Origin of the sequence: Streptomyces sp. NPDC002790 (assembly GCF_040295505.1) — a bacterium.
Lineage (GTDB): Bacteria > Actinomycetota > Actinomycetes > Streptomycetales > Streptomycetaceae > Streptomyces.
Genome location: NZ_JBEOVM010000111.1, coordinates 1 through 20,850 on the forward strand (window position 1 = coordinate 1; position 20,850 = coordinate 20,850).

18 protein-coding genes are annotated in these 20,850 nt (G+C 69.7%); 7 read left to right on the forward strand and 11 right to left on the reverse strand.

All coding sequences use genetic code 11. From position 1 onward, the window contains the following. Positions 1-79: 79 nt before the first annotated feature. On the forward strand, positions 80-658 hold the full coding sequence (locus ABT004_RS30550; protein ID WP_351343118.1) for a hypothetical protein: 579 nt from the start codon (positions 80-82) through the stop codon (positions 656-658). Between the two features lie 3 nt (positions 659-661). On the opposite strand, the gene ABT004_RS30555 is transcribed toward ABT004_RS30550, so the two are convergent. Both ABT004_RS30555 and ABT004_RS30560 read right to left on the reverse strand, forming a co-directional pair. Next, positions 662-1,351 (reverse strand): DUF5701 family protein, encoded by a 690-nt coding sequence (locus ABT004_RS30555; RefSeq protein ID WP_351343120.1) that lies wholly within the window; start codon positions 1,349-1,351, stop codon positions 662-664. 80 nt (positions 1,352-1,431) lie between these two features. Next, entirely contained in the window at positions 1,432-1,644 is a 213-nt protein-coding gene (locus ABT004_RS30560; protein ID WP_351343122.1) for a DUF4287 domain-containing protein, read from the reverse strand. 130 nt (positions 1,645-1,774) lie between these two features. Between ABT004_RS30560 and recD2 the strand changes: the two genes are divergently transcribed. Then, a complete protein-coding gene (gene recD2 / locus ABT004_RS30565; protein WP_351343124.1) occupies positions 1,775-4,036 on the forward strand; it encodes an SF1B family DNA helicase RecD2 in 2,262 nt (753 codons plus the stop codon). Between the two features lie 184 nt (positions 4,037-4,220). Then, a complete protein-coding gene (locus tag ABT004_RS30570) occupies positions 4,221-5,531 on the forward strand; it encodes a citrate synthase (RefSeq protein ID WP_351343126.1) in 1,311 nt (436 codons plus the stop codon). Positions 5,532-6,098: 567 nt separating this feature from the next. On the opposite strand, the gene ABT004_RS30575 is transcribed toward ABT004_RS30570, so the two are convergent. The 3 genes from ABT004_RS30575 to ABT004_RS30585 form a co-directional block, all read right to left on the reverse strand. Continuing rightward, positions 6,099-6,407: a heavy-metal-associated domain-containing protein gene (locus tag ABT004_RS30575; RefSeq protein WP_351343128.1), complete on the reverse strand. Its 309-nt coding sequence runs from the start codon at positions 6,405-6,407 to the stop codon at positions 6,099-6,101. Positions 6,408-6,460: 53 nt separating this feature from the next. Then, on the reverse strand, positions 6,461-7,408 hold the full coding sequence (locus ABT004_RS30580) for a PrsW family intramembrane metalloprotease (RefSeq protein ID WP_351343130.1): 948 nt from the start codon (positions 7,406-7,408) through the stop codon (positions 6,461-6,463). 128 nt (positions 7,409-7,536) lie between these two features. Then, entirely contained in the window at positions 7,537-7,734 is a 198-nt protein-coding gene (locus ABT004_RS30585) for a helix-turn-helix transcriptional regulator (protein ID WP_351343131.1), read from the reverse strand. A 366-nt stretch (positions 7,735-8,100) separates the two neighbouring features. Between ABT004_RS30585 and iolB the strand changes: the two genes are divergently transcribed. From iolB to ABT004_RS30605, 4 genes are all read left to right on the forward strand, one after another. Continuing rightward, positions 8,101-8,919: a 5-deoxy-glucuronate isomerase gene (gene iolB / locus ABT004_RS30590; RefSeq protein ID WP_351343133.1), complete on the forward strand. Its 819-nt coding sequence runs from the start codon at positions 8,101-8,103 to the stop codon at positions 8,917-8,919. Next, positions 8,916-10,832 carry a 3D-(3,5/4)-trihydroxycyclohexane-1,2-dione acylhydrolase (decyclizing) gene (iolD, locus tag ABT004_RS30595; RefSeq protein ID WP_351343135.1) on the forward strand — a complete coding sequence of 639 codons (1,917 nt, stop codon included), beginning with the start codon at positions 8,916-8,918 and terminating at the stop codon, positions 10,830-10,832. Before iolB ends, iolD begins: the two co-directional genes overlap by 4 nt. A gap of 31 nt (positions 10,833-10,863) precedes the next feature. After that, the gene (locus ABT004_RS30600; RefSeq protein ID WP_351343136.1) at positions 10,864-12,372 is read left to right on the forward strand and encodes a CoA-acylating methylmalonate-semialdehyde dehydrogenase; all 1,509 of its coding nucleotides are present in this window, start codon (positions 10,864-10,866) and stop codon (positions 12,370-12,372) included. 322 nt (positions 12,373-12,694) lie between these two features. Further along, positions 12,695-14,086 carry an APC family permease gene (locus ABT004_RS30605; protein WP_351343138.1) on the forward strand — a complete coding sequence of 464 codons (1,392 nt, stop codon included), beginning with the start codon at positions 12,695-12,697 and terminating at the stop codon, positions 14,084-14,086. Between the two features lie 124 nt (positions 14,087-14,210). On the opposite strand, the gene ABT004_RS30610 is transcribed toward ABT004_RS30605, so the two are convergent. The 6 genes from ABT004_RS30610 to ABT004_RS30635 form a co-directional block, all read right to left on the reverse strand. Beyond that, complete coding sequence (locus ABT004_RS30610) at positions 14,211-15,533, reverse strand: Gfo/Idh/MocA family oxidoreductase (RefSeq protein ID WP_351343140.1); 1,323 nt, start codon at positions 15,531-15,533, stop codon at positions 14,211-14,213. Between the two features lie 5 nt (positions 15,534-15,538). Then, positions 15,539-16,597 (reverse strand): LacI family DNA-binding transcriptional regulator, encoded by a 1,059-nt coding sequence (locus ABT004_RS30615; RefSeq protein ID WP_351343142.1) that lies wholly within the window; start codon positions 16,595-16,597, stop codon positions 15,539-15,541. A 149-nt stretch (positions 16,598-16,746) separates the two neighbouring features. Next, complete coding sequence (locus ABT004_RS30620) at positions 16,747-17,367, reverse strand: hypothetical protein (protein WP_351343143.1); 621 nt, start codon at positions 17,365-17,367, stop codon at positions 16,747-16,749. Further along, complete coding sequence (locus tag ABT004_RS30625) at positions 17,364-18,215, reverse strand: carbohydrate ABC transporter permease (RefSeq protein WP_351343145.1); 852 nt, start codon at positions 18,213-18,215, stop codon at positions 17,364-17,366. The genes ABT004_RS30620 and ABT004_RS30625 overlap by 4 nt, the downstream gene beginning before the upstream one ends. A 2-nt stretch (positions 18,216-18,217) precedes the next feature. Next, complete coding sequence (locus tag ABT004_RS30630) at positions 18,218-19,186, reverse strand: carbohydrate ABC transporter permease (RefSeq protein ID WP_351343147.1); 969 nt, start codon at positions 19,184-19,186, stop codon at positions 18,218-18,220. Between the two features lie 66 nt (positions 19,187-19,252). Next, positions 19,253-20,554, reverse strand: a complete 1,302-nt coding sequence (locus tag ABT004_RS30635; RefSeq protein WP_351343149.1) for an ABC transporter substrate-binding protein — start codon at positions 20,552-20,554, stop codon at positions 19,253-19,255. Between the last annotated feature and the right edge of the window lie 296 nt (positions 20,555-20,850).

A 20,850-nucleotide genomic window follows, 5' to 3' on the forward strand; every position in this document is an offset into this window, starting at 1 on the left:
GGACCGGGGCGGAGCCCCGTGGCCGTAACCACGTTGCCGGGCGACCGGGATTGTCGGTGCCGCGTGCGAAGGTGGGGGCATGAATCACGCGCAGCTCACCACGCTCGGCCGAGCGCTCCGCGTGCTCGGCGAGCACGGCGAGAAGCTCACCGGCGACACCCCGGACGACACGCTGCACGAGGTCCGCGACGACCTGACCCGCGCCCTCGCCCAGCTCGACGACGCCGTGGCCGGCGAGAAGCCCACGACCCGCTGCAAGGAACACCCGTACGGCCCGGTCGAGGAATCCGCCCCCGACCTGTGCCTGTTCTGCGAGACCCGCCGCCGCAAGGCCCGCCGCTCCCAGATCTCCGGCGACGCCGGCCCGGCCCGCCGCCCCACGGACGAGCGCCCCGTGCTCTCCCGCTACGGCACCCGCGAGGACCGCCCGCAGCCCCAGCAGCGCTGGATCCCGGAGATGTGGAACGGGCAGGTGTGGCAGCTCTGCGGCACCCCCCGCCACGACCGCCACGAGGCGGACCTCTACCTGGCGGCACAGCGCCGCCGCCCGGACGCGGCGATGGCGTACCGCCTCGTCCACGAGTTCACGGACTACGAGGTCGTGCGGGTGTGGGGAACCCCCATCCGCGTCGACCCGGAGCCGATGGGCGGCATCTGATCCTCAGGGCCGGGTGTCGCCGCTCCGGCGCCGGGCGGTCGACGCGAAGCCCAGCCAGGTGTGGCGGTTGCCCGCCCAGCACCAGCCGACCTTGGGGGCGTCGCGGCGCTCACGGCCGTCGCGGCCCGTGCCGTTGCTGATCCAGATCGCAGGGGTGCGGGCGTCGAGGGTGCCGTTGGCCTTGGGCAGTCGGGAGCCGATCGTCATGAAGCAGCGGTTGCGCTCCAGGGCCTCGGGCTGCTGGAGCAGCCAGTGGATGCCCTCGGTGAGCAGCAGCGGCGTACGGCCCCGCTCGGTGAGGGCGGGCAGCGCCTCGTCCGGGCTCCAGTTGGCCATGTCGTCCCCGCGGTCGGGCCTGGCGACGAGGTAGAGCGGGGCGTCGGGCACGTCGACGGAGCCGAGCGGCGTGAAACGGTCCACGTCGGGCATGTCGACGACGACGAATCCGGGCTTGTCGCCACGGCGCAGCAGCGGGGCGAGCGCCGATGCGGGCGCCCGGTCGGGGTGGACGACGAGCAGCACGTCACCGTCTTGCGCCGCGGCCTTCTCGGCGAAAGCCCGCACGTCGTCGGCGGCGAGCCCCGCCGTGTCGTGCACCCCGAGCCCGATGAGCCGCTCGGCCTGGGCGGCGGGCGAGGGGAGCGGGGGCAGGCCGGCGGCGGGGGTGGGGGATGCTGCGGCGGATTCGGTCACGGAGCTCCTTGGGTTCGCGGCGCGCACGGATGCGGTGTTCCGTGGTCCCAACGGTCCGCCCCCACCCGAGAGTTCCTCGCTCACCGCCCGGCGCGATCCTCGGCGAGCGTGTACGCCACCAGCGCGTTGGCGTGCCCGTGCCCGAGCGCGTACTCGCTCTTGAGCCAGTTCACGAGTTCCATGTGCTGGGTGAGCGGCGACGTACGGATGGCGTTCTGCCAGTGGGAGACGGGCTGTCCGTACTTCTTCTCGATGGAGGGGAAGTAGGAGGCGGGGCCTTTGACGGAGGTCATGAGCGCGGTCCTGTCTGCCGGGGTGTGTGATGTTCGCCTGTATGACCGCGCGGCGGGGCAGGACTCATCGGTCGGCCCGGCTCCGTGACAGGCCCTGTCCGTTGTCACACCCCACCGCTACCGTCGGATCATGGCGAAGCAGCAGGCGGCTGCCGGGGCACGGCAGATGGCGCGGCTCGAGGGCGTCCTCGAGCGGATCACGTACGCCAACGAGGAGAGCGGGTACACGGTCGGCCGGGTCGACACCGGCAGAGGCGCCGGGGATCTGCTGACCGTCGTCGGCGCGCTCCTCGGGGCGCAGGTGGGGGAGTCGCTGCGGATGGAGGGCCGTTGGGGCTCCCACCCGCAGTACGGCAAGCAATTCACTGTCGAGAATTACTCGACAATCCTTCCGGCCACGATCCAGGGCATCCGCCGCTACCTCGGATCCGGCCTGGTCAAGGGCATCGGACCGGTCTTCGCCGACCGCATCACACAGCACTTCGGGCTCGACACCCTCGACGTCATCGAGCAGGAGCCGAAACGGCTCATCGAGGTGCCGGGGCTCGGCCCCAAGCGGACGAAGAAGATCGCCGACGCGTGGGAGGAACAGAAGGCCATCAAGGAGGTGATGGTCTTCCTGCAGAGCGTCGATGTCTCCACGTCCATCGCCGTGCGCATTTACAAGAAGTTCGGCGACGCGTCGATCTCCGTCGTGAAGAACCAGCCGTACCGCCTCGCCTCCGACGTCTGGGGCATCGGTTTCCTCACCGCCGACCGCATCGCCCAGTCCGTGGGCATTCCGCACGACAGCCCGGAGCGGGTCAAGGCCGGTCTCCAGTACGCTCTTTCGCAATCCACCGACCAGGGGCACTGCTTCCTGCCCGAGCAGCGGCTCATCGCCGACGCCGTGAAGCTGCTCCAGGTCGACACCGGCCTCGTCATCGACTGCCTCGCCGAACTGGCCCTGCCGGACGAGGATTCCGGCGAACCCGGCGTGGTACGCGAGACGGTGCCGGGCGAGGACGGCGAGCCGGTCACCGCGATCTACCTGGTCCCCTTCCACCGGGCCGAGCTCGCCCTCTCCGCCCAGCTGCTCAGACTGCTGCGCACACAGGACGACCGGATGCCCGCCTTCCAGGACGTCGCGTGGGACAAGGCACTCGCGTGGCTCGCCGACCGTACGGGGGCGCAGCTCGCGCCCGAGCAGGAGGAGGCGGTCAAGCTCGCGCTCAGCAAGAAGGTCGCCGTGCTCACGGGCGGCCCCGGCTGCGGAAAGTCGTTCACGGTGCGGTCCGTCGTGGAGTTGGCCCGCGCCAAGCGCGCCAAGGTCGTGCTCGCCGCGCCCACGGGCCGCGCCGCCAAGCGGCTCGCCGAGCTGACCGGGGCCGAGGCCTCCACCGTGCACCGCCTCCTGGAGCTGAAGCCGGGCGGGGACGCCGCGTACGACAAGGAGCGGCCGCTCGACGCGGACCTCGTCGTGGTCGACGAGGCCTCGATGCTCGACCTGCTGCTCGCCAACAAGCTGGCGAAGGCGGTGGCGCCCGGGGCGCATCTGCTGTTCGTGGGCGATGTGGACCAGCTGCCGAGCGTCGGGGCGGGGGAGGTGCTGCGCGACATGCTGGCCGAGGAGAGCCCCGTGCCTGCGGTGCGGCTCACCCGTATCTTCCGGCAGGCCCAGGAGTCCGGCGTCGTCACGAACGCCCACCGCATCAACTCCGGGCAGCAGCCCCTGACCCAGGGCCTGAAGGACTTCTTCCTCTTCGTCGAGGACGACACCGAGGAGGCAGGCCGGCTCACCGTCGACGTCGCGGCCCGCCGGATCCCCGCCACGTTCGGCCTCGACCCGCGGCGCGACGTCCAGGTGCTCGCGCCAATGCACCGCGGCCCCGCCGGGGCGGGCAATCTCAACGGGCTGCTCCAGCAGGCGATCACGCCAGGACGCCCGGACGTGCCCGAGAAGCGCTTCGGTGGCCGCGTCTTCCGGGTGGGGGACAAGGTGACCCAGATCCGGAACAACTACGAGAAGGGGGCGAACGGCGTCTTCAACGGCACGGTCGGTGTCGTCACGTCCCTGGACGCCGAGGAGCAGAGACTCACCGTCCGCACCGATGAGGACGAGGAGGTCCCCTATGACTTCGACGAGCTGGACGAGCTGGCCCATGCCTACGCTGTGACCATCCACCGCTCCCAGGGCAGCGAGTACCCGTGCGTGGTGATCCCCGTCACGACGGGGGCCTGGATGATGCTCCAGCGCAACCTCCTCTACACGGCGGTCACGCGCGCCAAGAAGCTCGTCGTCCTGGTCGGTTCGCGCAGAGCGATCGGCCAGGCGGTGCGTACGATTTCGGCCGGAAGGCGGTGTACCGCCCTGAATTTCCGGCTGTCGGGCACCGCTGCCCAAAAGATTTGATCGATCAGATGAGTCACGAAGGTCACAAGGACTTCCGGAACCAGGGCGAAGGGGGCAGGATGAGCAAGTTGGCGGCACTGAGTGCCGCCAATGGGCCCCATGGTCGACCCCGAGTGCACTCTGCTGGTCCAAGTGGGGGAAGGTAGAGACAGTCAGGGCACCTCGAAGAAGAGGCACTACGTCGGTGAGGGATGACGTGAGCGAGCAGAACGAGAAGGCTGTAGTACTCCAGTACGGCGACGACGAGTACACCTACCCGGTGATCGACAGCACCGTGGGCGACCAGGGCTTCGACATCGGGAAGCTGCGAGCCCAGACGGGCCTGGTGACCCTGGACAGCGGCTACGGCAACACCGCCGCGTACAAATCCGCGATCACCTATCTCGACGGTGAAGAGGGCATCCTCCGCTACCGCGGCTACCCGATCGAGCAGCTGGCCGAGAACTCGACCTTCACCGAGGTCGCCTACCTGCTGATCAACGGCGAGCTCCCGACGGTCGACGAGCTCTCCGCCTTCAAGAACGAGATCACCGGGCACACGCTCCTGCACGAGGACGTGAAGCGGTTCTTCGACGGCTTCCCGCGGGACGCCCACCCGATGGCCATGCTGTCCTCCGTGGTCTCCGCGCTGTCCACCTTCTACCAGGACAGCCACAACCCGTTCGACGAGCAGCAGCGTCACCTCTCCACGATCCGGCTCCTCGCGAAGCTGCCGACGATCGCGGCGTACGCCTACAAGAAGTCGATCGGCCACCCGTTCGTCTACCCGCGCAACGACCTCGGCTACGTCGAGAACTTCCTGCGCATGACGTTCTCGGTGCCGGCCCAGGAGTACGTGCCGGACCCGGTCGTCGTCTCCGCCCTCGAGAAGCTGCTCATCCTGCACGCGGACCACGAGCAGAACTGCTCGACGTCCACGGTGCGCCTGGTGGGCTCGTCGCAGGCCAACATGTTCGCGTCGATCTCCGCCGGTATCTCCGCGCTGTGGGGTCCGCTGCACGGTGGCGCCAACGCTTCCGTCCTGGAGATGCTCGAGGGCATCCAGGCCGCCGGCGGCGACGTCGACGAGTTCATCCGCAAGGTGAAGAACAAGGAAGACGGCGTGAAGCTCATGGGCTTCGGGCACCGCGTCTACAAGAACTTCGACCCGCGGGCGAAGATCATCAAGGCGGCGGCGCACGATGTCCTCTCGGCGCTCGGCAAGTCCGACGAGCTGCTCGACATCGCGCTGAAGCTGGAGGAGCACGCGCTGGCCGACGAGTACTTCGTCGAGCGCAAGCTCTACCCGAACGTCGACTTCTACACCGGTCTGATCTACCGGGCCATGGGCTTCCCGACCGAGATGTTCACGGTCCTCTTCGCCCTCGGCCGGCTTCCGGGCTGGATCGCCCAGTGGCACGAGATGATCAAGGAGCCGGGTTCGCGCATCGGCCGCCCGCGCCAGATCTACACGGGCGTCGTCGAACGCGACTTCATCCCGGTCGAAGGGCGCTGACTGATCTTCCCCGAGCGCCGGTTGGGCACATTAAGCCTCGCCGGCGATTGAGGCGCGGGGTCCGGGGCAGAGCCCCGAAACCGTAACCCCGCCCCACCGCAACAGTTCACGGCCACACTGCGGCCAGCAGAGAGCGCCCCGCTGTCGGTCCCCCCACGGGCCGACAGTCGGGGCGCTTTCCTTTACCCGGGTCGGATTCCCCCCACGGGATCCGGCCTGGGGGTCTGTGGTGCGTCGGCCGCCGGAACACGTACCGCCGGGCGGGCCGCTCAAGCTTCCCGGCGCACGTGCCCCGGCCAACGCTGTCGGGACCGCCCCCCAAGGCGGGTCCCTCCGATGCGGAAACGTCCCCCAAGACGTTCCTGCATCGCCTCCTTAGACTCACGAGAGCCGCAAAGGGTTACGTTCAGATCGGTGTGATCTGCGTCTCTTGCATATGTCCCATGCGTGCGCAAGGGATCCGATATGTGGATATCGGCCTCTGTGGGTGAGTGCTGCAATTGTGCCGTGTGGATTGTGTGGAGGTCCAGAGTTCTCGGCAGGTATCTGCATAAATCTGCGCAGATCTCAGACGAGTTCGTAGCCCGCCTCGTCCACCGCGGCGCGAACCGCCTCCTCGTCGAGCGGGGCGGTGGAGACGACCGTGACCTGGCCGGTTGCCGCGCTCGCCTGGACCGAGGCCACGTCGGCGAGCTCCAGGATCTCGTCGGCCACCGCGCCCTCGCAGTGGCCGCACGTCATGCCCTTGACCTCGTACACGGCGGTGAAGGCGCCCTCGGCGGTCGGGGGTGCGGCGTCGGAGTGGCAGGCGCCGCCGCAGCAGGAGCCGGCGGGCTCGCTGTCGACCTGGGGGAGCTCGGTGTGGGCGCTGCTCATGGCGTACTCCTTGGTGGTGGGGTGAGTCTTCTGATGCGCTCGACCCTATACCCCTAGGGGGTACTCTTCCAAGAAGGATCGCGGCGTGCGAGTGAGCGCACCCAGGTGAGTGCCAGGAGCGTGATGATGACAAGACCGCCGACCGAGAAGAGCGTGAAGAGGTGCTGCTGGGTCCCGGTCGGCTTCGGGATGTAGCCCTCGGCGAAGAGCGCGCGGTCCAGGCTCGTGGTGGTCAGCCGGGCGACCAGCCAGATCGCGATGCCGTGCATCGAGTCCCAGAGCGCGTGCAGGAGCGAGACGCCCAGGTAGGTGCCGATCACCGGGGCCGCGAAGCGGTAGCGGCCGTCCGGGCGGCGGAAGGACAGGAGGACCGCTGCCGAGATCGCCGTCCACAGGCCGTGGCCGAAGGGGGCGAGGAGGCCGCGCAGGACCTCCGTCTCCAGGAGGGCCCGCAGGTCGATGCCCTTCATGGTGATCGCCGCGTTGAACGCGTAGCCCGCGCTCTCGAAGGCGGCGAAGCCGAAGCCGACCGTGGCGCCCAGGACCAGTCCCGCGCGCAGTCCGCTGATGTGCGGGTGGCGGTGGAGTACGTAGATGAGGGCGAGCAGCTTGACCGCCTCCTCGATCAGGCCGACGGCCACGAACATCCACACCGAGGGGTGTACGAGGTAGTACTCCATCACCGACGCCCCGAGGACGCCGAGGATGCCGCCCACCAGGAAGCAGCCCAGGATCAGGATCACGCCCAGGTCGCGGCCGTGCCGCTCGTACGCCCAGAGCACGAAGACCGCCGGGGTCAGGAAGCTGCCGAGCATGATGAGCGTCGGGAGCAGGGTGGTGTTCTGCGTCGCGTACGTGACGATCGCCGTCAGCGCCCACAGCGCCAGGCCGCCCCACAGGCAGCGCTTCCAGAGTCCCGGGCGGATCTGCGGCCCCGGCGGGGGCGACTGCTGCGGAATCCGGGCCTGGGATGCCCCGAAGGGCTGTTGGGGCTGCGTCACTGCTGCGATCCCTCCGCCTGCCGACAACTTACGGTCACCTTGGGTGATTTGTCCGAAGTTTATGGCGGGGGCGGATGGGTCGCAGTGTGGGCGCCGGGTCGTGCGTGCGTACGGCCCGGCGCCCCGGTTCAGTCCTTGCGGCCCCGGTTGCTCGGCCGGGAGGCCACCCAGGCGCGGACCGTGTCGGCGTACCAGTAGGGCTTGCCCGACTCGACGTGGTCGGGCGGGGGCAGCAGGCCGTGCTTGCGGTACGAGCGGACGGTGTCGGGCTGCACGCGGATGTGTGCGGCGATGTCCTTGTACGACCAGAGCCTGCGGTCGCTCATGGTGGCTCCTCCCTGCCGGTGCTCACGGCGGCTCGGGGGTGCCGCCCGTGATCAACTCAGCCTGTGCCCGGAGAACGAGGTGACCCGTGGTGAAGGGAGGGCCTGTGGGACCTCTGTGACGCAGAACCCGCGTAGGCCTGACATGTGTGACGCGATGGGGGCGTTTGTGACGCGAATGATGCAAAGGGGGCGCGCCATCGGCGCATGCTCCGGCGCGTAAGTGGATAGGCGGGCGCCGAACCGACACGGTGTGGTCCGGATGTCAGGACAAAGTATTGACAGGGGGCCCGGGCAGGTCTAGATCTGACGGGGCGACGGAGATCGTTCCATCCCCTTCGGCGCGACCCCCAGGAGGAGAGTAGAGAGATGACGCACCTTCCACGCGGTAGCGCCGCCGACGGGGCCTACGCCCTGTCCGTCGATCCCGACAAGGCCGGCTGGTCCCGGGCCGGGCTGCGGATTCTCGAACTCGCGGCCGGGCAGGGGCACGCCTTCGACACCGGGGAGAGCGAGTGGATCGTGCTGCCGCTCTCCGGCGGATGTTCGGTCCGCGCGGAGGGGATGAACCTCGAACTGGCGGGCAGGGGCAGCGTATTCGGTTCGGTGAGTGACTTCGCCTACGTACCGCGCGACACCAGCGTGGAGATCTCCTCCGGTGCGGGAGGCCGGTTCGCCCTGGCAGGAGCGAAATGCGGTCGACGACTCCCCGTCCGCTACGGCCCCGCGCCGGAGGTTTCCGTCGAGGACAGGGGTGGCGGCCAGAGCGCCCGCCAGGTGCGCAACTTCGCCGCCGCCGACGCCTTCGACTGCGATCAGCTCATCGCAGTCGAGGTGATCACCCCCGGCGGGAACTGGTCCTCGTACCCGCCGCACAAGCACGACGAGCACCGGCCGGGCGAGGAGACGCTGCTCGAGGAGATCTACTACTTCGAGATCGAGGGGCGGGAGGGCGCTCCCGAGGGGTACGGCTACCAGCGCGTGTCCCCGTCGAGGCCCGGCGGCACCGACCTCCTCGCCGAGGTCCGCACCGGCGACACGGTGCTCGTGCCCGACGGCTGGCACGGCCCGTCGATCGCCCAGCCGGGACACGCCATGTACTACCTGAACGTCATGGCGGGACCGGGGGACGAGCGGGAGTGGAAGATCTGCTTCCATCCCGATCACGCCACGGAGGGATACCGATGACGACGACCCGAACGGTACGACTCACCGTCGCCCAGGCCCTCGTCCGCTTCCTGGCGAACCAGTACACGGAGCGCGACGGCGCCCGGCACCGCCTCATCGACGCCACCTGGGGCATCTTCGGTCACGGCAACGTGGCCGGGCTCGGCCAGGCGCTCCTCCAGTACGGCACCGCGCCCAGTGGGGGGACACCCCCCACACCCCCCGTCATGCCCTTCCACCAGGGCCGCAACGAGCAGGCGATGGTGCACGCCGCCGTCGGCTACGCCCGCCAGTGCGACCGCCTGTCCACGCACGCCGTCACCACCTCGATCGGCCCCGGCGCCACCAACCTCGTCACCGGCGCCGCCCTCGCGACCATCAACCACCTGCCCGTACTGCTGCTCCCCGGCGACGTGTTCGCGGCCCGGCCCGCCGACCCGGTGCTCCAGCAGCTCGAAGTGCCGTACGCGGGCGATGTGTCGGTCAACGACTGCCTGCGGCCCGTCTCGAAGTACTTCGACCGGATCGAGCGGCCCGAGCGGCTCGTCCCGGCCGCGCTCCAGGCCATGCGCGTACTCACCGACCCCGTCGACACCGGCGCCGTCACGCTCGCGCTGCCGCAGGACGTGCAGGCGGAAGCGTACGACTGGCCGGAGGAGTTCTTCCGGGAGCGGATCTGGGCCGTGCGCCGCCCCGAGCCGGATATGCAGGAACTCGCCGATGCCGTAAGGGAGTTGAAGCGCTCACGGCGCCCGCTTCTCGTCGCCGGTGGCGGCGTCCACCACAGCGCCGCCGAGGCCGCCCTCAAGGAGTTCGCCGACGCCACCCGCATCCCCGTCGCCTCCACCCAGGCGGGCAAGGGCTCGCTGCTGCACGACCACCCCGCCGACGTCGGCGGCATCGGGCACACCGGCACCGCCACCGCCAACGAACTCGCCCGCACCGCCGACCTGGTGATCGGCGTCGGCACCCGGTACACGGACTTCACGACGGCCTCCGGCACGCTCTTCGCCAACCCCGACGTCCGCTTCCTGAACCTGAACGTCGCGGCCTTCGACGCCCACAAACTGTCCGCGCACCCGCTCGTCGCCGACGCCCGCGCGGGGCTGACCGCCCTGCGTTCCGAAGCGGCCGGGTACCGCGCCGAGCCCGCGTACGTCGCCGAGTACACCGAGGACAAAGAGCGCTGGGAGCACCGCGTCGACGCCTGCTTCACCGCCGAGGACGAACTCGTACGCCCGACACAGTCCCAAGTGCTCGGCGCACTCGACGAGTTGGCGACCGCGGACGACATCCTCATCAATGCCGCCGGTTCGCTCCCCGGGGATCTCCACAAGCTGTGGCGGGCCCGCTCCCGCGACCAGTACCACGTCGAGTACGGGTACTCCTGCATGGGCTACGAGATCCCGGCCGCCCTCGGTGTCGCGCTCGCCGCGCCAGGCCGGCCCGTGTGGGCGCTCGTCGGAGACGGCACGTATCTGATGCTGCCGACGGAGATCGTCACCGCCGTCCAGGAGAACATCCCGGTCAAGGTCGTCATCCTGCAGAACCACGGGTACGCGTCCATCGGCGGGCTCTCCGCGTCCGTCGGCGCCGAGGGCTTCGCCACGCAGTACCGGTTCGCGGGGGAGCAGGGCGCGTACGAGGGGGCGCCGCTGCCCGTCGACCTCGCCGCCAACGCGGCCAGCCTGGGGATGACGGTGCACCGCGCCAAGACCGTGCGTGACCTGCGTGAAGCGCTCGCCGCGGCGCGTGATGCCACGCGCCCCACATGTGTCTACGTGGAGACCGAAACGTCAGACACAGTGTCGGGCCCGCCTCCCGCGCAGGCGTGGTGGGATGTTCCTGTGGCCGAGACGGCGGAGCGCAGCGCCGCGGTCGAGGCCCGCGAGAAGTACGACCGGCACGCCGCCGGCCGACGTCGCCACCTCTGAGAAGTACGTAGCCGTCACAGGAGTTGCCCGTATGTCTGACACGAAGTTGGTCCACCACTGGATCGGCGGCAAGGCCGTCGAGGGCGCGTCCGGCAATCACGGTCGGGTGACCGACCCGGCGACCGGCGCCGTCACCACGCACGTCGACTTCGCGAGCGTCGACGAGGTGGACACGGCCGTCGCCACCGCCAAGGAGGCGTACACGTCCTGGGGGCAGTCGTCCCTCGCCAAGCGCACCGAGATCCTCTTCCGGTTCCGCGCGCTGCTCGACGCCAACCGGGACGCGATCGCCGAGCTGATCACCGCCGAGCACGGCAAGGTGCACTCCGACGCGCTCGGCGAGGTGGCCCGCGGCCTGGAGATCGTCGACCTGGCCTGCGGCATCAACGTGCAGCTGAAGGGCGAGCTGTCGACGCAGGTCGCGAGCCGCGTCGACGTGGCGTCGATCCGGCAGCCGCTGGGTGTCGTCGCCGGCATCACGCCGTTCAACTTCCCGGCCATGGTGCCGATGTGGATGTTCCCGATCGCCATCGCGACCGGCAACACCTTCATCCTGAAGCCGTCCGAGAAGGACCCCTCGGCGTCGCTGAAGATCGCCGAGCTGCTCTCGGAGGCCGGTCTGCCCGACGGCGTCTTCAACGTCGTCCACGGTGACAAGGTCGCCGTCGACCGCCTACTGGAGCACCCGGACGTCGCCGCGATCTCCTTCGTGGGCTCGACGCCGATCGCCCGCCACATCCACGCCACGGCCTCCGCCAACGGCAAGCGCGTGCAGGCCCTCGGCGGCGCCAAGAACCACATGCTGGTCCTGCCGGACGCCGATCTGGACGCGGCCGCCGACGCCGCGGTCTCGGCCGCGTACGGCTCGGCGGGCGAGCGCTGCATGGCGATCTCGGCGGTCGTCGCGGTGGGCTCCATCGCCGACGAGCTCGTCGCGAAGATCAAGGAGCGCGCCGAGAAGATCAAGATCGGTCCCGGCAACGACCCGACGTCCGAGATGGGCCCGCTCATCACGGCCGCCCACCGCGACAAGGTCGCCTCCTATGTGAAGGGGGCGGCGGCCGAGGGCTGCGAGGTCGTCCTCGACGGCAGCGACCACACGGTGCCCGGCTTCGAGAACGGCCACTGGGTGGGCCTCTCCCTCCTCGACAACGTCCCGACGTCCGCCAAGGCGTACCAGGACGAGATCTTCGGCCCGGTCCTGTGCGTGCTGCGCGTCGACACGTACGACGAGGGCGTGGCCCTCATGAACGCGTCCCCGTTCGGCAACGGCACGGCGATCTTCACCCGTGACGGCGGCGCCGCCCGCCGCTTCCAGCTGGAGATCGAGGCCGGCATGGTCGGCGTCAACGTGCCGATCCCGGTCCCGGTGGGCTACCACAGCTTCGGCGGCTGGAAGGACAGCCTCTTCGGCGACCACCACATCTACGGCAACGACGGCACGCACTTCTACACCCGCGGCAAGGTCGTCACGACCCGCTGGCCGGACCCGGCCGACGCTCCCTCGGGCGTCGACCTGGGGTTCCCGAGCAACCACTGAGGACCCTGCCGAGGTTCCCGGGCCGTCCGGAGTACGGACAGTTCGCTGTGAACTTCAGCGCTCCGGCTGCGGTTCTCGTACGTAGGGGATGAACCGGGCGGCGTAAGTGGACTCCCGTGTATACCTTCGATACGAAGGTCATCCACGGGAGTCGCTGCGTAAATCCCGGCACCCTTTGCAAACCTCTTGCGAACCCCTCGCACACCGCGCGTAGTTGGCGGAAGGCGTACTGCGGATTCCGAAGGAAAACAGGCGTTGACGTTCGGATATCGGCGAGGTTGCATGGCGCAGCCCTGTCGCACGAGTCGATCGGATTCGCTTCATGACCGACACGCTTCGCCCCGCCGCTCCTCCGTCCCCACCAGAAGCGGCACCCCAGGCCCAGAAGCTCAAGCGTTCCATCGGCGTCGTCGGAGGCACCCTGCTCACGCTGTCCTGCGTGACGCCCGCCTCCTCGCTCTTTGTTGTCGTCCCCGACCTGTTCGGCAGCCTCGGCACCGCGACCGCGCTCACCATCGCCGTCGGCTCGCTGATCTGTATCGGCGTGGCCTTCCTCTACTCGGAGCTGGGCACCCTCATCCCCAGCGCGGGCGGCGAGTACGCCATGGTGTCGACGCTGGCGGGACGCCTCGCCGGCTGGCTGGTCTTCGTCCTGTCCCTGCTCGTCGTGTTCATCGTGCCGCCGGTGATCGCGATGGGCACGGCCGACTACCTGGAGCCGGTGATCCACCTCGACCCGGCGATGGCGGGCGCGGGCGTGATGCTGCTGTCCACCCTCGCGGGCCTGCTCGACCTGCGTGCCAACGCGTGGATCACCGGCATCTTCCTCGCCCTCGAAGTCATCGCGGCGGCCCTCGTCGCGGTCCTCGGCTTCGCGCACGCCGAGCGCGGCGTCGGCTCGCTCGGCTCGATGCAGATCGCGGGCGGGAACGGCCACACGGACGCGGTGACGGGCATGCTCGTCGTCTCCGGCCTGGCCATCGCCCTCTTCGTCACGCAGGGCTTCTCCACGGCCGTCTACCTCTCCGAAGAACTGGAGAACCCCCGCAAGTCCGTGGCCCGCACGGTGCTCGCGACGCTCGCCATCTCCACGGTCGTCATCCTCGTCCCGGTCGTCGCGATCACCATGGGCGCGAAGGACCTGACGGCGCTCACCTCGGGCGACATCAGCACGATGGTCGTGGCCTGGTCGAACTCGGCGGTCGGCACGTTCGTCTCGCTGTGCGTCGCACTCGCCATCATCAACGCGGGCATCGTCATGGTCATCCAGAACTCCCGCGTCCTGTTCGCCTCGGCCCGCGACAAGGCGTGGCCGGGGCCGGTCAACAACGCGCTGTCCCGGCTCGGCCGCTTCGGCTCCCCGTGGGTCGCGACGCTGGCCGTCGGCGTCCCCGGCGCGGCGCTCTGCTTCGTCAACCTCGACACCCTGTACGGCGTGACGGGCGTCTCCGTCACCGGCATGTACCTGCTGGTCGCGGTGGCCGCGCTCTTCGCCCGCCGTGGCGCTCACAAGGGCCGGCCGGCGTGGCGGATGCCGTTGTGGCCGGGGGTCCCCGTGGTCCTGATCGCCCTGATGATCTACATCCTCGTCGAGCAGGAGGTCGAGTACCTGCTGTGGACGGGCGGCATCATGGCGGTGGCGAGCCTGTACTGGGCGCTTTACCTCCGGTCGCGGCGGGAGACGCGGTGGCTGGTGACGGTCCCGACGGACTGACACCGCGAGCCGGGGTTGCGCTCCCGGGGCTCTGCCCCGGACCCCACTGCTCAATCGCCGCAGGGGCTTAACAACAGCCCCGCCGGCGTTTGAGGCGCGGGGCCGGGGCGGAGCCCCGAGGCGTTCACCAGAGGTGGCCGGTTTCCATCGGGAGGCCGGTTGTCAGTGACTCGTTTCCGGCGACGCCGACCGCGAGGGCGAGGGCTCCGTCGCGCGCGGTGGCTCCCTTGCCCGCCGCAGGGACCGCGCCGTCGTCCGACCCGTCCCCCACCGGCCCGAAGAGTTCCTTCAGCATGCGGAGGTCCCCGCCACCGTGGGACCCCGCCGACCACTCGTAGGGAATCTCCCGCGGCGCCTCCCAAAGGGGCCGCAGCAGGATCGACGTACGGCCGGGGCGGTCCATGACCACCCCGCCGTGCGACGCCCCCGCCGAACCGCCGGAGGCAACCGTCGGCGACTGCCACGTGTTCTCCTCGACCTCCAACTCGAGCCGCCCACCGGTCCCGTTGAACATCACCCGGTACCCCTCCCAGGGCGAGTACGCCGTGAGGTGGTACGTCATCGTGGCCCCGGAGTCGTAACGGACCAGGACCGACAGGTCGTCCTCGACGTCGATGGCGTCGCCGAAGACGTTCCGGTCGCGGACGTAGTCGGAGTCGCCGGCCGTCTCCGCGTCCGCGTAGAGGGACTTGAGGTTCGGGTCGTCGGCGAGATGGATCGCGTACGGGTCGCCCGCCGCCTCCTGCGAACCGTGCGCCCGCACATAGCCGCGGCGAAGGCCGGTCCGCTCGCCGTTGTCGCGGCCGTAGAAGACGAGTCCGCCCTCCGCGTACACGCGTGAAGGGGCCGCGCCCAGCCACCAGTTGACGAGATCGAAGTGGTGGCCGGACTTGTGCACGAGCAGTCCGCCGCTGTGCTGCTTCTCGCGGTGCCAGCGGCGGAAGTAGTCGGCGCCGTGCCGCACGTCGAGCAGCCACTCGAAGTGCACCGAGCGGATCTCGCCGATCGCGCCGTCGTGGAGGAGTTGCCAGACCTTCTCGTGGGCCGGGTTGTAGCGGTAGTTGAAGCCCACGGACAGCTCGCCGCCGGTGCGGCCCACCGTGTCGAGAATGGCGCGGCACTTCTCCGCATCCGTGGTCATCGGCTTCTCCGTCACCACCCGGCAGCCCGCTTCGAGCGCCGTGTTGATGTACGTGTGGTGGGTCGCGTCGACGGTGGTGACGACGACCTCGTCGATCCGGTGCGTACGCAGGGCTGCCGCGAAGTCCGACGGGTCGCAGGTGGCCGCCTCCCCGCGGCCGAGCGAGCCGAGCAGCCGGTTGTGGTGGGCGATGCGGGTCGGGCTGGGGTCCGCGAGGAGGACTGTGTCGTAGTGGGGGCGGGCGGCCAGGGCCCTGGTGTACATCTGGGCGCGGTGACCGGTACCGATGATCGCGGCACGCTTCATGGGGGTCAGGATTCCTTTCGCGAATGGGGTCTCCCCTGCTCGAACGCAGTTGAGAGCTTGGGGAATGGGCCTGTGGAGCGGCGGACTATCAACTCGCTTTCCAGGACGAGCTCTTCGGGTACGCGGTCCGGTTCGTCGAGTCGGCGCAGCATCAGGTCGACGGCGCGTTCGCCGAGCGCGTCGAGCGGGATGCGGACCGACGTGAGCGCGGGGGTGGCCGTCGTGGCGAGGAGAGTGTCGTCGGCGCCCACGACGCTGACGTCGTCGGGCACCCGTACCCCGCGGTCGGCGAGGCGGGACAACACGCCGAGCGCCATCAGGTCGTTGTGCGCGACGATCGCGGTGGCGCCCGCGGCCAGCGCCAGGTCGGCGACCTGCGCGCCCGTGTGGAACTTGGGCTCGTGCGGGCCGAACTCGGTGACCTTCAGCTCCAGTTGCTCGGCGGCGTGGCGGACGGCGTGGCCGCGCTGCTCGCTCGACCAGGAGTTGCGGGCCCCCAGGATCAGGGCGAGGTGGCGGTGGCCGAGCGCGTGCAGATGCGCCACCGCCTGGCGCAGTCCGTCCTCGCTGGGCGCGACCACCGACGGCACGCCGGACACGCTCCGGTTCACGGCGACGCTCGGCACCTGCCGGACGACCTCGCCGAGCCGGGCGCCGTCCATCCGCGGGGCGACGAGCAGCAGCCCGTCGACCTGGCGGGCGAGCGTGAGCGCCAACTCGTACTCGTCGTCGGGGTGTTCATCGGTGTCCGCGAGGAACACGGCGTAGTCCTTGCGGCGGGCGCGGGCCTGCACGGCCTTCACGATCACCGCGAAGAACGGATTGGCGATGTCGGGCACGATGAGCCCGAGCGTGCGGGTGCGCCCGCGGGCGAGCGAGCTGGCGATGCGGCTGGGGCGGTACCCGAGCCGTTCCGCTGCCGCGAGGACGCGGGTCCTTGTTTCCGGGCGCACTTGGTGCGGGGAGGCGAAGCACCGGCTCACGGTGGAGGGGGAGACGCCGGCGTCGGCGGCGACCTCCTCAGCGCTTGCGGCTCCGCCCGATTGCCGGTCGTCGTTACGCATGACGGTCTCCCCTCACGTGGTCGTTTTCGCGCGTGCGCCGCGGGTGGTCCCGATTCGTGGGCGGGTTCCGTCGCGCCGTGGTTTGCGCAGTTCCCCGCGCCCCTGAAATGCCGGCACATCAAGCCGCGTCAGCGATAGTTGGGCCACAATCAAGCCCCGCCTTTGGACGAGAACCAGCGGGGTTCGGGGCGGAGCCCCGAGGCGTTGCGGCGGTCGACTGCCACCGCGGCCAACGCCAGCACACCCGTCACCAGAGGCGCCAACAGCACGAGCTGCCAGACGCACACCGACGACACGAGCACCGCGCCGCCGAGCATCAACGTCCCCCGGCCATCCCGCAGAGGCCGCGCCCAGCGCCCCGTGAGCGACCAGGTCGCCGCCATCCGAACCTGATACACGACCACCGCCCCCGCCGCCCCCGCGATCACCACCGCCAGTACGCCGAAGAGCGGAACGTCCCCCGCGACCGCCGCCAGGCGCAGGTCCGCGCCCAGGAAGCCGAGGGCGAGCAGGCCGACCGCGCCGACCCGCACCCCACCCGGCACCGCCCCGCGGAAGTCCGCCACGAACCGGCGGGCCGTGCCGGGCGAGGGGCCGTCCGGTACGCAGCGACGTACCGCCGCGCAACCTGCCGCCATCGCCGCCGGCCACGTGACCAGCAGCAAGGACCCCGCCGCCACCAGCACCCCGATCCACAGCACCTCCGCGAAGAGCGTGAACCGCTCGCCGTACGGGGTGTCGCGCCGCACCCCCGAAGTCGCCTCGCTCATCCCTTCACCCCGGAGGTCGCCGCGCCCTCGATCAGCAGCCGCTGGAACGCCACGAAGAACGCGATCACCGGGAGCAGCGAGAGGACCGACATGCCGAGCATCGCCCCGTAGTCCTGGCTGCTCGTCGAGTCGACGAACAGGCGCAACGCCACCGGCAGCGGGTACTTCTCCGGCGACTGGAGGTAGATCAGCGGCGCGAAGAAGTCGTTCCAGGACCAGATGAAGGTGAAGATCGCCGTGGTGATGAGTGCGGGCCGCAGCAGCGGAAGCACGATGTGGCCGAAGATTCGGAAGTGCCCGCAGCCGTCGATCAGCGCCGCCTCGTCGAGGCTGCGCGGCAGGTTGCGTACGAACTGCACCATCAGGAAAACGAAGAACGCGTCCGTGGCGAGGAACTTGCCGAGGAGCAGCGGCACGTAGGTGTCGACCAGGCCGACCTGCTGGAACATCGTGTACTGCGGGATGAGCAGGAGGTGGGTCGGCAGCAGGATGGTGCCGATCATCACCGCGAACATCGGGCCGCGACCCCGGAACCGCAGCCGCGCGAAGGCGTACGCGGCGATCGAGCACGACAGTACGTTGCCGATCACCGAACCCACCGCCAGCAGCAGGGAGTTGCTGAAGAAGCGCCACGCCGGAACCTCGGCGATCCCTTCGAGCGCCGTGCCGAATCCGCTCCAACTCAGCTTCGATGGCAGCAGGTTGAAGCTGGAGATGATCTCGTCGGCGGGCTTCACGGACGCCGTGAACACCCAGAACACCGGATAGAGCAGCACCAGGAGCAGGGCGATCGCGCCCACGTGCCACAAGGTCGAACGCGTGGTGGCCGTGCTGGTAGTCGGGGCCATCGTCACTTCTCCTCGCCCGCGTAGTGGACCCAGCGGCCCGAAGTCTTGAAGAGCACCGCGGTGATCACGCCGACGACCAGGAGCAGCACCCAGGTCAGGGCCGCCGCGTAGCCCATCCGGAAGTCGTTGAAGCCGAGTTCGTACAGGTACATCGAGTAGACGTGGGTGGAGCCCGCGGGGCCGCCGGTTCCGTTGGAGAGCACGAACGCCGAGTTGAACATCTGGAAGGCGTGCACCATCTCCAGGACCAGGTTGAAGAAGATCACGGGGGAGAGCATGGGGACCGTGACCGAGATGAAGCGGCGCCAGGGCCCCGCCCCGTCGATCTCCGCCGCCTCGAACAGATCGCGCGGGATCTGCTGGAGCGCAGCCAGGAAGATCACCATGGGCGCGCCGAACTGCCAGACCGAGAGCGCGACCAGGGACATCAACGACCAGTCGGGGTTGGAGATCCAGCCGCCCGTGTGGATCCCGAAGCCGCCGAGGAACCGGTCGACGACGCTGCCGGTGGAGAACAGCAGCCGCCACACGATGGCCGCGCCGACGCTCGCGCCGATCAGGGACGGCATGTAGAAGGCGGCCCGGTAGAAGTTGCGGCCCTTGCGGCGGGTGTGCAGCAGGAGGGCCACGCCGAGCGCCGCGATCAGCTTCAGGGGCGTCGCCACCACTACGTAGAGCAGCGTCACGCCTACGGTGTCGCGTACCTCGGGATCGTCGAACAGGATCCGCTTGTAGTTGTCGAGGCCGATCCAGCGCGGAGCGTCGAACAGGTTGTAGTCCGTGAACGACATGTAGAGCGAGAACAGCATCGGGCCGAGCGTCAGCACGGCCGCGCCGATCATCCACGGGGTGAGGAAGACGTACGCGGAGCGGTCGTTCGTGCTCCGGCGGCGCTTTCCCGGTGGGGGCGAGGGGGAGTCGCCGCGGCGTGCGCGGGGTATCGCGGCGTCGGTCGTCGTCGTAGAGGCCATGAGGGCTCCGTACGGGTTCGGGAGGGGCGAGAGAGGGGCGGCGAGGTCCTGCGCGGGGTCCTGCCGTCAGGCGAGGACGACCTCCGACTGGTCGAAGTAGAGATCCACGGCCTGGTCCACGGAGACAGTTCCGTAGAAGAGCTTCTCGGCGACGCGCTGCAGATAGACGTTGAGGGACGCGCCGCCGTCGGCGGGCGGCGGCGGGGTCGCGGCGAGCGTCTTGGCGACCTGTTCCTCGTACGCCTGGACCTGGCGCACCTTCGGGTCGGAGGTGTCGGCCGCGCCCTGCTGGCTCGTGGTGGGCGCCATGCCGATGTTGGTGCCGAGGATCTTCGCCACCCGCCGGTCGTTGACCATGAAGTCGATGAACCGCGCGCTCTCGCTCTGATACGAACTCTGCGCGGCCGCGGCGATCAGCATGCCCGGCTTGGCGTAGATGCCGGAGCGCCCGGTGTCGCTGGGGACCGTGCCGAGGGAGAGCGTGCTGCCGCGCATGTCGCTGCGGCCTCCTACCTGGTTGTCCCACTCCAGGTAGGAGGCGGCCCTGCGGGTGGAGATGGGGAAGCCGGGCAGCGATTCGAGTACGGCGTCGGGGCCCGCGAGCGCGCCCTCCTTGCGCCAGCCGTCGACCAGGGTGAGGTAGCGGCGCATGTCGTCCCGGTCGAAGCCGAGCGTGCCCTTGTCGGTCCACATCTGGAGCCCCTGCTGGCGCATCCAGACCTCCAGGCCCATGTAGTTCTGCCCGGGGTTGTCCATGCCGTACTGCACGGGGCTGCCGTGCCGTCTGCCGTACCGGGTCACCTTCAGGGACTGCTCCATGAACGCGTCCCAGCTCATCCGGCCCGTCGGCTTGCGGGCACCGGCCTCGGACCACGTCTTGGCGTCGTACATCAGGGAGACGCAGTTCGCGCCCAGCGGCAGCGCGACGCGGCGGCCGTCGACCTTGCCGGCGGTGCGCAGCGACGGGATCACCGTCGAGGCGTCGATCTCCTTGCCGGATCCGGTGTGCGGGCCCAGGTCGGCGAGTACGCCGTGCTCGCCGAGGGTGCGGACCCAGGCGTAGTCGACGTGCATCACGTCGGGCGGGTTGCCGCCTGCGGCGGCGGTGCTGAGCTTCGGCCAGAAGGAGTCGAACGCGGCGAAGCTCGACTTCACCTTGATCTTGGGATGCTCGCGTTCGAACACCGCGATGCACTTGTTGATGAGGTCGGCCCGGCCACTGTCGCCCCAGAAGAAATAGCGCAGCGTCACGGTGCCACCGGCGCCGACGGAGCGCGCGGGCCCGCCGCAGCCGGTCAGCGCGGCACCGAGGCCGGAGGCGAGCAGGGCGGACAGGGCGGTGCGACGGGAGGGGGCGGCATAGCCCATAGGGGCCTCCACGAGCGGCTCGGCGGTGGGAGCGGTTCGGTTCGTGGAGGGACGGTTGCATGCGCTCGCAGGTCGGTCAATGGGTTGCGCGACGATTTCCGGAACGGCCCCTTCCCGCCAACTCCCGCAGGCGCGGGGCCCCTTGACGATCTCTGCGAGCGCTTGCAGTATGTGCCGCACCGTGGCCGACGCCGCCGTTTCCGCTGTCCTCAATTCATGAACATCTGACACCCTGTCAGATACCGCGAGCACCGTAGGGCGCCACAGAACCATCGACCGACCGAGCGCGTCTCCAC

Excerpts from the sequence above, each read along its gene's own strand:
- ABT004_RS30585 (WP_351343131.1), bottom strand. The coding sequence starts at position 7,734 with ATGAGCGACCGCAGGCTCTGGTCGTACAAGGACATCGCCGCACACATC.
- ABT004_RS30620 (WP_351343143.1), bottom strand. The coding sequence starts at position 17,367 with ATGAGCGAGGCGACTTCGGGGGTGCGGCGCGACACCCCGTACGGCGAG.
- ABT004_RS30625 (WP_351343145.1), bottom strand. The coding sequence starts at position 18,215 with ATGGCCCCGACTACCAGCACGGCCACCACGCGTTCGACCTTGTGGCAC.
- ABT004_RS30550 (WP_351343118.1), top strand. The coding sequence starts at position 80 with ATGAATCACGCGCAGCTCACCACGCTCGGCCGAGCGCTCCGCGTGCTC.
- ABT004_RS30615 (WP_351343142.1), bottom strand. The coding sequence starts at position 16,597 with ATGCGTAACGACGACCGGCAATCGGGCGGAGCCGCAAGCGCTGAGGAG.
- recD2 (WP_351343124.1), top strand. The coding sequence starts at position 1,775 with ATGGCGAAGCAGCAGGCGGCTGCCGGGGCACGGCAGATGGCGCGGCTC.
- ABT004_RS30610 (WP_351343140.1), bottom strand. The coding sequence starts at position 15,533 with ATGAAGCGTGCCGCGATCATCGGTACCGGTCACCGCGCCCAGATGTAC.
- iolB (WP_351343133.1), top strand. The coding sequence starts at position 8,101 with ATGACGCACCTTCCACGCGGTAGCGCCGCCGACGGGGCCTACGCCCTG.
- ABT004_RS30630 (WP_351343147.1), bottom strand. The coding sequence starts at position 19,186 with ATGGCCTCTACGACGACGACCGACGCCGCGATACCCCGCGCACGCCGC.
- ABT004_RS30600 (WP_351343136.1), top strand. The coding sequence starts at position 10,864 with ATGTCTGACACGAAGTTGGTCCACCACTGGATCGGCGGCAAGGCCGTC.
- ABT004_RS30560 (WP_351343122.1), bottom strand. The coding sequence starts at position 1,644 with ATGACCTCCGTCAAAGGCCCCGCCTCCTACTTCCCCTCCATCGAGAAG.
- ABT004_RS30605 (WP_351343138.1), top strand. The coding sequence starts at position 12,695 with ATGACCGACACGCTTCGCCCCGCCGCTCCTCCGTCCCCACCAGAAGCG.
- iolD (WP_351343135.1), top strand. The coding sequence starts at position 8,916 with ATGACGACGACCCGAACGGTACGACTCACCGTCGCCCAGGCCCTCGTC.
- ABT004_RS30575 (WP_351343128.1), bottom strand. The coding sequence starts at position 6,407 with ATGAGCAGCGCCCACACCGAGCTCCCCCAGGTCGACAGCGAGCCCGCC.
- ABT004_RS30635 (WP_351343149.1), bottom strand. The coding sequence starts at position 20,554 with ATGGGCTATGCCGCCCCCTCCCGTCGCACCGCCCTGTCCGCCCTGCTC.